The sequence below is a fragment of the Pedobacter sp. UYP30 genome (genome assembly GCF_040547165.1).
GTDB lineage: Bacteria > Bacteroidota > Bacteroidia > Sphingobacteriales > Sphingobacteriaceae > Pedobacter.
On the sequence record NZ_JBEPPD010000012.1, the window covers coordinates 55,119 to 67,692 of the forward strand.

The window sequence follows — 12,574 nt, forward strand, 5'->3', positions numbered from 1 at the left end:
TTATTGATTTGATGGAATGGTTTCCTTATTTGCTTTTATATCTGTCCCCAAACGCTGTAGATAGGCAATTATAGCTACAATCTCTCTATCGCTCTTAACCTTTATATTGTTGGTTTTAAGATCTAGCGCTATTTTTTCTGCCTGCGCGGTTAAATCTTCATTTGCCTGCTTATCATAATCAACAGGATAAGGTACGCCCAAGGTTTGCATAGCCCTTATTTTTGTAGCAGTAGTTGAAATGTCCAGCTTCTGCGTGATCAACCATGGATATGGTGGCATAATACTTCCCGGCGACATAGAGGTTGGATCGTGCAAGTGATTGTAATGCCATGCATTAGAATATTTGCCGCCTATGCGGTGCAAATCTGGGCCGGTACGTTTACTTCCCCATAAAAAAGGATGATCATACACAAATTCCCCCGCTTTACTGTATTCGCCATATCTTTCTGTTTCAGAGCGAAATGGCCTTACCGTTTGCGTGTGGCAGTTTACACAGCCTTCTCTAATGTATAAGTCTCTTCCCTGAAGTTCTAAAGCAGAATAGGGTTTAACACTAGAAATGGTCGGCACGTTAGATTGGATAACGAAAGTAGGCATCATTTCTACCATTCCACCTATTAAGATTACGATTAGGGAGAGCACCATGAATTTCATTGGTTTGCGTTCTAATCTTCTATGCCAAGCTTTGTCACCTGGAGCAAGTTCAATTACTTTTGGTAAGGGCATTGCTTCTGCTGCTTCGTTAGCTACCAACTTTCCGCTTAACATGGTTTTTGCCAAGTTGTATGCCATAACTATTACGCCTGCAAGGTAAAGCGCTCCGCCAATAGATCTTAGCACATGCATTGGAATAATCTGCAAGGTTGTGGCCAAAAAATTTGGATATTTCAACATACCTTCTGGCGTAAATTCTTTCCACATTAAGCCCTGTGTAAAGCCTGCCCAATACATCGGTACGGCATAAAAAAGAATACCCAAAGTGCCGATCCAAAAGTGAAAACCTGCCAATTTTTTAGAATATAACTCGGTTTTGTAAATGCGCGGAATCAACCAATACAACACACCAAAAGTTAAAAATCCATTCCAGCCTAGTGCACCAACGTGTACGTGGGCAATAATCCAATCTGTAAAGTGGGCAACCCCATTAATCTGTTTTAAAGATAGCATTGGCCCTTCGAAAGTGGCCATACCGTAAGCGGTAAGGGCAACTACCATAAACTTAAGGGTAACATCTTCCCTAACTTTATCCCATGCGCCACGTAGCGTCAACAACCCGTTTATCATACCACCCCAACTCGGTGCAATAAGCATTATAGAGAAAGCAACGCCTAAAGACTGTGCCCAACCCGGCAAAGAACTGTAAAGTAAATGATGAGGGCCTGCCCAGATGTAGATGAAAATAAGCGACCAAAAGTGTAAAATACTTAATTTGTAAGAATAGATTGGCCTATTTGCCATTTTAGGCAAAAAGTAATACATCAAACCCAAGTAAGGAGTGGTTAGAAAAAAGGCAACTGCATTATGCCCATACCACCATTGTACCAGTGCATCTTGCACGCCTGCATACACATAATAGCTTTTCAAGAATGAAACTGGAAGCTCGAATGAATTTATAATGTGCAATACTGCAATGGTAACGAAGGTTGCAATGTAAAACCAAATGGCTACGTATAAATGACGCTCGCGCCTTTTAAAGATTGTACCAAACATGTTTACGCCAAAAACAACCCAGATAATGGTAATTGCAATGTCTATAGGCCATTCCAACTCTGCATACTCGTGAGAGGTGGTAAAACCCATAGGAAGCGTTATTACCGCAGAAACAATAATTAGTTGCCATCCCCAAAAATGAATTTTACTCAGCACATCGCTAAACATCCTTGCTTTAAGCAAGCGCTGAAGGGAATAGTATACGCCCATAAAAATGGCGTTCCCAACAAAGGCAAAGATTACCGCATTGGTGTGCAGTGGCCTAATTCTACCGAATGTAGTGTATTGGCTGCCCAAGTTAAGTGCGGGGTTGTACAATTGCGTTGCTATAAGCAAGCCGACCGTCATCCCAATAATTCCCCAAACCAGTGTGGCAAGTGCAAAGTCTCGGACAATCTTGTTATCGTACGTAAATTTTTCTAATTGCATCATAGAAAAGAAGTTTGTTTTTTATAATACAAAAGTATGTGGGATTACGTGGCAAATTGATGACAATGCTTAATCAGAAAGATGATCTTGGTCATTTTTTTTCTCAACGGTATCATCGTCAAATAAAACGCGAATTCCTGGCGTGTGTAGGTCATCATTCTGACCAGTCTTATAAGCCCAAATAAATGCAGCGAGAAAAATGAGCGCCATGAATAGACTACAGCCGATTAAAAAATAGAGAATGTTCATGTCAAATTATTTTTACGGGCAAACCATCTGGTTGCCAACGTGGTAAAAGAAATGATGGTAATGGTGCTAATTGGCATCAATACTGCAGCAACTAAAGGATATAAAGTTCCCTGTAAAGCGAAATAAACCCCAATACAATTGTAGGCTATTGCGATACTAAAACTCATTTTAACCACTTTTAAGCCATCTTTACTCAGCTGAATAAAATTGGGGAGTAGATTGAGCGAGTCGCCTTTTAAAATGGCATCACAACCAGGCGTAAAATTATTTATATTGTCGGTTAACGCTATGCCGAAGTCACTCTGCTTGAGTGCACCCGCATCATTCAGTCCATCGCCAAGCATTAAAACTTTGTTTCCATTTTGTTGAAGTTCTAAAATGGCATCTAGTTTTTGATGTGGATTTTGTCTAAACCTAATTCTTGTGGAATCTAAAAAAATACGCTTAAGCTCTTTATGATCTTTATCTGTATCTCCAGACAACACCTGTAATTTAAATGGCCGAAGTTTTTGAACGAGTTCAGACAAACCGTGTCGCCACTGCTGTTGAATTTCGAAAAAACCTTTATAAACGTTGCCTATTGTTATATGGACACCACTTTCATTACGCGCCTCAACTGATGGGGGCAACATAGAAGAATGGCCGGCGTAAATATGTTGATTTTCTATCAGTGCGCTTAAACCCTTGCCTATTTTCTCTTTATAGTTGGCCAAGGGAAGAAACCCATCTACATTTAACGCTTTTAAAATGTGCCTGCTAAGTGGATGCGTAGAATTTCTCAACAATGAAGCAACCATATTATTTTCTCGGTCGGTTAGGGTTCCGCTAAACTTAATAATCGCATTTTCTGTGGTGGTTAGCGTGCCTGTTTTATCAAAAACAATAAGATTACATTTAGCCAATTGTTCTACCGCGTCTGTGTTTTTAACATAAAACCCTTTCTTATCAAAAATTGATAAAACAGCAGACAACGTAAAAGGCGTGCTTAAAGCCAATACGCATGGGCACGCCACGATAATTACTGCGGTAAATGCCGCCCAAGCTTTATGGCTGTCTTGTTGAGACAACCAATAGGCAGCGGCAGAAAAGGAAATTAAAAAAACAACAATGCTGAAATATTTTGCCATACTGTCGTTGAAATTTTGTTTGTCTGCATTGCTTTTATAATGTTCGTTGTTCCACAGGCCGGTCAAATAGCTTTGAGAAACTGGCTTTACCACTTCCAATTCTATCGCCTCGCCGGTTTGTCTTCCACCTGCGTAAATAATTTCTCCCAATACTTTATGAATGGGCTGAGATTCTCCAGTTACAAAGCTCATGTCCATCCAGGCATCTCCCTTCATTAAAATAGAATCAGCCGGAACAAGCTCGCTATTTCTAATCCATAAACGATCGCCAATACAAAGTTCATTTATGCCAACAGGCTTCTCTTTACCTTCCTGTAGTGTGGTTACCGCTATCGGAAAATATGAACGGTAATCACGATCAAAGGAAATGTGATGGTAAGTTCGCTGTTTTAACCATTTCCCCAATAACAATAAAAATACCAACCCAGTTAAGGTATCTGCAAAACCAGGCCCAGCATTAAAAATAACCTCAAAAGCTGTTCTAAAGAAAAGTACCGCGATAATAAGCGCAAGCGGCGTATCTAAGTTAATGCGTTTGTGTTTTAAACTGGTTATAGCCGACAGAAAATAGTCTTTGCCACAATAAAATGCAACAGGAATAGCAAAAGCCAAATTTAACCAGCCAAACAGCAACTGAAATTGCTTTTCGAAGGTAGAAAGTCCGAAATATTCTGGGAAGCTAAACAACATTACGTTACCCATGCAAAACCCTGCAATGGCAATTTTTAATATTAGTGCCTTATCTACCGAATTGCTGTGGGCCTTAACCACATCTTGCAGGTTTATAGATGGTTCATAACCAATCTGGTTTAAGGTCTCTACCAATTGCCTCAAAGAAATCTGTTCGTGATTGAAACTAATGGTTACTTGTCTTTTTAGAAAGTCGATGCGAGAACTAAATATGGCTGGATTAATTTTGTACAGATGCTCTAACAACCAAATGCAAGAACTACAATGGATTGCCGGAATGTAAAAGGTAATTATACTGGATCCCTCATGCTGGTAATCTAACAACTGACCAATAATTTTAGGCTCGTCTAGATATTCCAAATGATGCTCGCTATTAAATTGTTTCCCCGGATTACTGTTGTAAGTATAATAGTTACATAAATTGTTCTCTGATAGGATTTTAAAAACACCCAAGCAACCCGCACAGCAAAAATCTTTGTCGTAGAGTTGGTATTTAATCTTGGGCAGCGTTTCACCACAGTGGTAACAACCTAATTCAATGTCTATTTTTTTGCTTTCGTCCATAAAAATTTACACCATTATATTTTTAGGCTTAGAGCGAAATTTCTTGACAACATACTTTTTCCATGCATCTGCACGCTGCCCATAAATTTATGTTTGCAATGGTTTGATTAAAGCGATGCTTAGGGTCTAATTCTAAAAACCGCAGATTTGCTACCTCTATCCCCATTCTTGCAGCAGCTTTCAAATCTATATTATTGGTGTTTTCTGCGCTGGTTGCAATATACTTTACGCCAAATAGCGCAAGAATACGTACAATAGAGCTATTGATGACGGAATTATTTAAGTCTAATAAAACATCCATACCTTTAACTGCAGAAAGAGAATTTGGACCAATTTTCTTGGCAATTACTTTAATGTGATGCTTACCTAGGTTGGCAATCGCCAACCAATCTCGTTGCTCTGGACTAATATTAAATGCGATGGCTTTCATAGCTGAAATATCTAAAAACAAAAATATTTAATTAAAACCATTTTAAGCATGAGGTTACTCAAACTACCTAATGACCTAGATCACTTTTTTTTGCAATAGCTAGACCAGGATAATCCCATGTATCATAAATAATATTAATGATAAACATATACTATATAAATAAAAATTATTCAATTAGAACACAAATCCTAAGTATTTCAGAACGTTTTAACGGAAGTACAGAAAATCATAAAAGCAGACTTCTTGAATTAGACCAAGCCAAAAAAATAGTTGCAGACTTACTATTAAACGCCAAAGCCAAAAACGTAATGATAAATATGAACAGCACTATAGAATTGAGCCTACAAAGCGTATAATTTAACAATTTTTTGCATTAGTTGTAAAACAAATTTTACAGTAAGTTTGTAAAGATGGAAAACGCAATTATGCTAAAGGCTGTTATCGAAAACGCCATAGATGGAATAATTACCATAGATACAGATGGTATTGTACAATCTATTAATCCTTCTGCCACACATCTTTTTGGTTATGAGCCAGATGAGGTTATTGGAAATAACATTTCTTTGTTAATGCCAGAGCCCGACAAATCTGCGCATGATGAGTATTTAAAGCGCTACCATAGAACAGGCGTACCGCACATTATTGGTATTGGACGAGAGGTTAAAGGGCTAAAAAAAGATGGCTCTGTTTTTCCGTTTCGCCTAGCGATAAGCGAAGTAGATTTAGAAGACCGTAAAATGTATGCTGGTTTTGTACATGATCTTAGTGAACAAAAAATTGCCGAGAAACAGTTGAAAATATACACCAATCAGCTAGAATTACTGGTAGAAGAACGTACGATCGAACTAAAAAAACTAGTTTTACAAGTACAAGATGCAAGTGCCGAGGTTAGCCTTTCTTTAGAAAAGGAAAAAGAGCTAAACCAAATGAAAAGCCGCTTTGTGTCTATGGCCTCGCATGAGTTTAGAACGCCCCTAAGTGCCATACAACTGTCTGCATCGTTGATTGATAAATATGCAGCAACGTATGAAAACCCAAATATTACGAAACATGTTGGCAAAATAAAAAACTCTATTGGTAGCCTTACCACCATTTTGAACGACTTCTTATCTATAGAGCGATTAGAAACCGGGATAATAACACCACAATTTTTCCATTTCGACCTGGTAAAGCTCGCCGAAGAAATTACCGAAGAAATGCAAATGGTGGCAAAGCAGAACCAGAACATCATCTATCAGCATACTGGCGTAGAGAGCATTATTTTTACGGATGCCAATTTATTAAAACATTGCATCGTCAACCTCATTGCAAACGCAATAAAATATTCTGGCGAAAATACCTTTATAGAATTCAACACAGAAATTAGTGCAGAAGCCTTTAACATAACATTAACCGACAATGGAATTGGTATTCCAAAAAGTGAACAAAAACATCTTTTCGATGCTTTTTTTAGGGCACATAATACGGGCAGTATTCCTGGGACAGGTTTAGGGCTAAACATTGTGAAACGTTATGTAAAGCTGATGAACGGCGAGGTAAAGTTTGAAAGTGCAGAGAATAAAGGCACCACCTTCTCGCTTATATTTAAAAAAGAAGCATGAAAAGTAAGATCCTCGTTATAGAAGACAATAAAGACATTAGAGAAAGTACAGCAGAAATTTTAGAGCTTGCTGGCTACCAAACACTTACAGCAGCAGATGGTAAAGCTGGAGTTGAGCTGGCGCAGACAGCATTGCCTGATTTGATTATTTGCGACATTATGATGCCCGAGCTTGATGGTTATGGAGTATTGTATTTGCTAAGTAAAATGCCAAAAACCGAAAATATTCCTTTTATCTTTCTTACGGCAAAAGCAGATAGAACAGATATGCGCAAAGGCATGGAAATGGGCGCGGACGATTACCTTACTAAACCTTTCGACGATATTGAGCTACTAAATGCCATGGAAAGCCGCTTAAAAAAGAAAGATCAACAAGAAAAATTTTACACCAACGGATTGCAAAAACTACAGGATTTTGCGAGCAAAGAACAAGGTATTCTGGCTTTAAAAGAGTTGGTGGCGCTAAAGAAAATTAGGTCGATTAAGAAAAAGCAAGTTATTTATTATGATGGCGACATTGCGCAAGGTTTATATTTAGTTATCGATGGTCAAGTTAAAACAAGCAAAATGAGCGAAGATGGACGTGACTTTCTTACAGGCATTCATCATGCAGATGAATATTTTGGTCTGCACGATACCTTGATAAGTAATGTACATACAGAAACAGCTACCGCATTAGAAGACAGCAGGATTTGCCTACTTCCAAAAAATCAGGTAGACGAAATTCTATCTAAAAATCCGAGCCTAGCCATGGAGTTTATACATTTGCTGGCCTCTAGTTTGCAACACAAGGAGGAACAACTGGTAGAGCTCGCTTACCACTCGGTTAGGAAACGCCTTGCAAATACTTTGCTTAGGATGGCTGAAATCAACGAAGAAAACCATTTTAAAATTTCGAGAGATGACTTGGCAGCCATGGCCGGTATGGCAACAGAGACGGTAAGTCGTACATTGAGCGATTTTAAAGATGAAAAGCTAATAGAAAAAAAAGGAAGTGAAATACAACTGCTTGATCGAGACAAACTAACAAAAATGAAAAACTAGCTCGGCTAGCTCCTCTCTTTTAACAACATATTTTTTTTTTCAAAACGTAAGCACCTAATGTAGTATTGATAACTATATGATTTTTGCGCTGCGTTTAAAACCTTAATTTTCAAGAAAGACACTCCATCGCTTTTATAAAACTGCTCTCTTCTACATCTGGCCTACAGGTCAAATTGGCAAAATAGAATACTTATTTTTTGTCAGTATTTTAACGAGAAACTTCATTGATATTATTTTCCCTAGTTGTGAGACTAGGTGCCTCTTTAGACGGAGTAAAGGTTACTGTCCTGCGCTTATCGTATTTATAAATCATCGGTTTAGGACTATCGATAAAAAACATTGAGGGTCTTAGCGGTTTATAAAAGAATTCTATCAAATACGGTTTCCCGTAAAAAAGCGAATATTCTTCTACTTATCTTTGGAGCAGTCTTAACTTAATGCAAACTAACATCCGAGTTGAGACTATCGGAAAATAAATTAAAAAATCAGATGAAAAAATCTTTAAGTTTAATGCTCTTAGCAGTAATGCTAACTTTTGCCTCGTGCAAGAAAATAATTAATCCTGAACCTGAAAAGGAACAAACCTGCATTTTAACGGGCGCAAGTGATAGTGACGGAGGAAACATTAAAATTGATTACGACGACAACGGGCGCGTTGTCACTTACGCTTATGTTGACGGAGATTATACTGAAACCACTACCTATACGTATTCAACCACGCAAATATTAGAAAAATATGTGTTAAAAGATGTGAGATATAACAGCTCATATCAAGAGAATTATAAATTGGATGGAAGTGGTCGAATTGTTTCTTCAACTAATGGGACTATTCCAAATCAAACACCGCATTTTAAATACAATAACTAAGGCAATTTAGTCGAGATTAGTTATTCAGATTCGCTAAATAAAATAAAATTAACTTGGTTGGATGGTAACTTATTAATTTACGATACTCCGAGTGGAATTTTGAAATACGAGTATATAAATCAACAAATGTCGGAAAATCTTTATTTTGATGAAAACTTTAGCACAATGCCCGCAGAACTAGTTGGACCACTTCGCAAATTTTTCGGAAAACAAATAAAAAATTTACCTTCAAAAAAACGAAGATCAGACGCGCAAACCATTTATAGATATATAAACAATGCAAATGGAAATTTAGCAAGTTGCATTGAGGATGAAGGAAGCAAAGATCAGTTGACTGCCAATTTTCAATACAATTGCAAATAGATAAATACTATAAAAGCACTTATCTGTTTTAACAAAAAATAGAGCCATAGCAATATGGTTCTTTATCGAAAATTAACTCCAAATTAACACTATCGGAAAAACAAAAAATCAGATCTTATGACAACAATTAATTTTATGACTCAACGGTATGAAATTTTATCAATGGATGATCCAAATATCAATAATGATACAAATTATCTATTAGTTCCAAAAAAATGCAACTTTAACATAGAATTTCAGAATATCTCTGAATATGAGTTACAGAATGGACACATTAGTGGTAATATTAGCTTAAATATAACTGAATTTAATAATATAGAGCCGATACTGCAAGGTGGTTTTTATTATCAAGAGCAAATTCCCGCAACGGAATCACACTTAAAAACACACAGGTATATGACCGTGTTTGACAGAAATTTACATTTTATTACTGTTTGGTCTACAAGACAGAACAACTATTGCGAAATGTTTATAAATGATTATAGTAACAGAACCCTCGAAAGATTTATCCCTTAATAAAATGAGTGAGAACAGAGATGAAAATTTTCACAGTGCAGTTGTTGCATTCAATGAAGGTCAACTTGGCATAGCTTTACAGTATTTTATAGATGCTTTGCAAAGCCCTTTTCTTGGAGGGAATAACAACGATGGACTAATTTTAAATAATATTGCTACAGTATACAATAAGCTTGGAGACTACAACAATGCAGTTAATTATTACGAGAGAGCAATAGCCTGTGGATTACGCAATGAAGACATTTTCTTCAGTTTGGCAATACAGCATGTTCACCTTAGAGATAACCATAAGGCTTTAGTTGTATATGATATGATAGTCTATAATTATCCGATTAGTGGCAAGGCATATTACTTACGAGGTAAACATCATCAACGAATGAAAAATTTTACTAAACAAAACCAAGATTTTGGAATGGCTGCATCGCTAAACTATTATGGGTAAAAATGTGAATATATGGGTTTTCTGATTATACCTTTATTTGTTTTGAACAGCAATACATATCGCTGCATTTTAGTAAAAAACTAAATCGTAAAGAACCATAGCAATATGGTTCTTTTTTTCATTCATTCCTAAACCAAGCCCTTTCACTCAAAAGGCTGCTTAAGGAGTGGAAAGGCTCGCTCTAGTCGTTTTTTTTTGTGCAGGACAGCACTTTTCCTGCTTATTATATGGGACACTGGTAATACTTTTTCAGTCTGTGGTTCTTGGGGCGGGACACTACTAATCCGCTATTCAACACCTTCCGCAGCAACACGTAGAACTTCTGATAAAACGTGATTTGCAACACAGTAGCTATTTTTGGGTAATCCCGATTCAAAAAAATATTATTTTTCTTTCTGCGGATTCAGAAATCCGCTTTTATGAATACTTCGGAATGTGAAAGCTAACCTTCCGAAGAGCTTTGCGCCAAAACATTTTCGATAATACTCAATTTCGCACAAAAAAAAAGCCAAACAAAAAAAGGTCTCGAGCTTTAAACACAAGACCTTTTCGTACCCCGGAAGGGACTCGAACCCCTGACCCTCGGTTTAGAAAACCGACGCTCTATCCAGCTGAGCTACCGAGGCTCATTTTTTAACGAGTTGCAAAGATAGAAGTTCTGATCAGAAAGCGAAAATATATTTTTAAAATCTGTTTAGGCGTCTTCGCCATTCCAAATATCATCGTCGGCACGGGTAATTTTGTTATTGTCTTCGATAATATGATTTACGCCATGATGGTAATTGCGCTCAGGATTTTCGGGCAACACCCGCTTATAATTTTCTTCCCCTGCCAAATGGTTTATTTCTTCTGGTTTGGGAACATCATCATGAATAACACTTGGTTTTAAAATTTTCTTCTTTGGATTTTTGCGATTTTCCATACGATGAATGTTTACTTTTTAGATGTATTAAACAGTTTTTCTGAGAGGCGGCTGGTAAATCTTTTAAACTTACTAAAAACTTAGCACATCAACCTCAACATCTTAAAGAACATTTTGCAAATGCTCTTTTAGTACTGCCCATATAAATGTGATGAATTATAACTCGAGAATAAACCTAATGCAATCTTCCGAAGCAAAACCCGTAACTTTGAAGTATTATTATGGGCTTATATTTTTCCTCCTTAAATTCTGGCAGTAACGGCAATTGTTATTATGTGGGCAACGGTAATGAAGCCATTTTGGTAGATGTTGGCATCAGTTGCAAAGAGATTGAAAAACGAATGGCCAGACAAGGTCTAGATTTAGGAACCCTTAAGGCCATATTTATTTCCCACGAACACTCCGACCATATTAAAGGGTTGGAGGTTTTTGCAAAGAAACATAAGTTGCCAGTTTATATAAGCAAGAAAACGCTACAGCATAGTAAGCTTTCTTTGCATGGTGTGGATGTTTGTTTTTTAGATGGTAAACATCAATTTCGCATAGGAAAGCTCCAAATATCGGCCTTCTCTAAAATTCACGATGCGGCAGACCCTTATAGTTTTGTGGTGGAACATAAAAACTTTAAAGTTGGCGTTTTTACCGACCTAGGTAAAGTTTGCAGCAATTTAATTGCACATTTTAAAGAATGTAACGCTGTGTTTCTAGAAGCGAATTATGATACTGAAATGCTGCAGAATGGCAACTATCCTTTTTTCTTAAAACAACGGATTATGGGCGGGCGTGGTCATTTAAGCAACGTCGAAGCGTTGGAGCTATATTGCCAACACAGGCCAAAATTTATGAGTCATGTGTTGCTTTGCCACTTATCTCAACAAAACAACGACCCTAATTTCGTGCGCGCCTTATTCTGCAAAATATCTAATGTAGTGATGGTAGAAATAGCGTCACGAACTGTAGAGACGCCTGTGTACTTTGTTGGAGATTTACCTAAACAAGAAAGCGCAAAGCACATACAACCAGAACAACTACAATTGTTTTAGATTTTGTAAAAATAAACAGACAAAATATTGTAGTTTTTATTTTTTATTTTTACATTTGACGTGTTAGAATTAAATCATTGGGACGATTTAAATTAGACTATTTCTGGAGGCTGCCTTAAACAAGGCAGCCTCTTTTTTTTTTACGAATTTTTTGAGCTCTCAGAGCCTATTTAAATTTAGAGCAATAAAATTGCTGTAGCCAACTCGGTGGGATTGGCCTAGCAACTGTTTGGAGGAAAAAACGCTCTGAGGGAAATCAGAAGTCGGATGTCAGAAAGCAGAAGACGACGCAATTCATCGTAAGTTAGACTCCCCTCATTGTTTTAAGAGGGGTTGTGGCAATGTCATTAACTGAAGAAAAATTTCTGTCAGTCTGAGCCTGTCGAAGACCTTAAATAAATCTAAGAAACCAACAAAATAGCGGTCCTTCGACGAGCTCAGGATGACACCATTTTATTGGTTTTTTCTTAAGTTAATGACATTGGGGCAGGATGGTTGGCAAAGGCCTCGAATCATCGATATTAAACAGCTTGGCGAATTTTTACCCAAAGAGGTGCCAGCCTTGACTTTTTGATACT

General features: G+C 37.3%; 13 protein-coding genes and 1 tRNA gene. 8 read left to right on the plus strand and 6 right to left on the minus strand.

Annotated elements, in window-relative coordinates; translation table 11 throughout:
- From ccoN to ABIB40_RS13800, 4 genes are all read right to left on the minus strand, one after another.
- Window positions 1–2,139 carry a cytochrome-c oxidase, cbb3-type subunit I gene (gene ccoN / locus ABIB40_RS13785; protein WP_354360029.1) on the minus strand — a complete coding sequence of 713 codons (2,139 nt, stop codon included), beginning with the start codon at window positions 2,137–2,139 and terminating at the stop codon, window positions 1–3.
- A gap of 69 nt (window positions 2,140–2,208) precedes the next feature.
- The gene (gene ccoS / locus ABIB40_RS13790) at window positions 2,209–2,388 is read right to left on the minus strand and encodes a cbb3-type cytochrome oxidase assembly protein CcoS (RefSeq protein WP_354359961.1); all 180 of its coding nucleotides are present in this window, start codon (window positions 2,386–2,388) and stop codon (window positions 2,209–2,211) included.
- Window positions 2,385–4,769 (minus strand): heavy metal translocating P-type ATPase, encoded by a 2,385-nt coding sequence (locus tag ABIB40_RS13795; RefSeq protein ID WP_354359962.1) that lies wholly within the window; start codon window positions 4,767–4,769, stop codon window positions 2,385–2,387. Before ABIB40_RS13795 ends, ccoS begins: the two co-directional genes overlap by 4 nt.
- 28 nt (window positions 4,770–4,797) lie before the next feature.
- Complete coding sequence (locus tag ABIB40_RS13800) at window positions 4,798–5,199, minus strand: Rossmann-fold NAD(P)-binding domain-containing protein (RefSeq protein ID WP_354359963.1); 402 nt, start codon at window positions 5,197–5,199, stop codon at window positions 4,798–4,800.
- Between the two features lie 137 nt (window positions 5,200–5,336).
- Here ABIB40_RS13800 and ABIB40_RS13805 point away from each other — a divergent pair, with 137 nt between their 5' ends.
- The 7 genes from ABIB40_RS13805 (at window position 5,337) to ABIB40_RS13835 (ending at window position 10,031) form a co-directional block, all read left to right on the plus strand.
- Entirely contained in the window at window positions 5,337–5,555 is a 219-nt protein-coding gene (locus ABIB40_RS13805) for a hypothetical protein (protein ID WP_354359964.1), read from the plus strand.
- A gap of 54 nt (window positions 5,556–5,609) precedes the next feature.
- Complete coding sequence (locus tag ABIB40_RS13810; RefSeq protein WP_354359965.1) at window positions 5,610–6,800, plus strand: PAS domain-containing sensor histidine kinase; 1,191 nt, start codon at window positions 5,610–5,612, stop codon at window positions 6,798–6,800.
- Window positions 6,797–7,843, plus strand: coding sequence for a response regulator (locus ABIB40_RS13815; protein ID WP_354359966.1), 1,047 nt, complete (start codon window positions 6,797–6,799; stop codon window positions 7,841–7,843). Before ABIB40_RS13810 ends, ABIB40_RS13815 begins: the two co-directional genes overlap by 4 nt.
- Window positions 7,844–8,332: 489 nt before the next feature.
- Window positions 8,333–8,710 carry a hypothetical protein gene (locus tag ABIB40_RS13820; protein ID WP_354359967.1) on the plus strand — a complete coding sequence of 126 codons (378 nt, stop codon included), beginning with the start codon at window positions 8,333–8,335 and terminating at the stop codon, window positions 8,708–8,710.
- 126 nt (window positions 8,711–8,836) lie between these two features.
- Window positions 8,837–9,073: a hypothetical protein gene (locus ABIB40_RS13825; protein WP_354359968.1), complete on the plus strand. Its 237-nt coding sequence runs from the start codon at window positions 8,837–8,839 to the stop codon at window positions 9,071–9,073.
- 135 nt (window positions 9,074–9,208) lie between these two features.
- The gene (locus ABIB40_RS13830) at window positions 9,209–9,589 is read left to right on the plus strand and encodes a hypothetical protein (protein ID WP_354359969.1); all 381 of its coding nucleotides are present in this window, start codon (window positions 9,209–9,211) and stop codon (window positions 9,587–9,589) included.
- Window positions 9,590–9,593: 4 nt separating this feature from the next.
- Window positions 9,594–10,031: a tetratricopeptide repeat protein gene (locus ABIB40_RS13835; RefSeq protein ID WP_354359970.1), complete on the plus strand. Its 438-nt coding sequence runs from the start codon at window positions 9,594–9,596 to the stop codon at window positions 10,029–10,031.
- Window positions 10,032–10,583: 552 nt separating this feature from the next.
- Here the strand turns inward: ABIB40_RS13835 and ABIB40_RS13840 are convergent.
- Window positions 10,584–10,657: transfer RNA gene (locus tag ABIB40_RS13840), tRNA-Arg, on the minus strand.
- Between the two features lie 68 nt (window positions 10,658–10,725).
- Window positions 10,726–10,953 carry a hypothetical protein gene (locus ABIB40_RS13845; protein WP_354359971.1) on the minus strand — a complete coding sequence of 76 codons (228 nt, stop codon included), beginning with the start codon at window positions 10,951–10,953 and terminating at the stop codon, window positions 10,726–10,728.
- 221 nt (window positions 10,954–11,174) lie between these two features.
- On the opposite strand from ABIB40_RS13845, the gene ABIB40_RS13850 reads away from it, so the two are divergent.
- Window positions 11,175–11,996, plus strand: a complete 822-nt coding sequence (locus tag ABIB40_RS13850; protein WP_354359972.1) for an MBL fold metallo-hydrolase — start codon at window positions 11,175–11,177, stop codon at window positions 11,994–11,996.
- Window positions 11,997–12,574 lie beyond the last annotated feature (578 nt).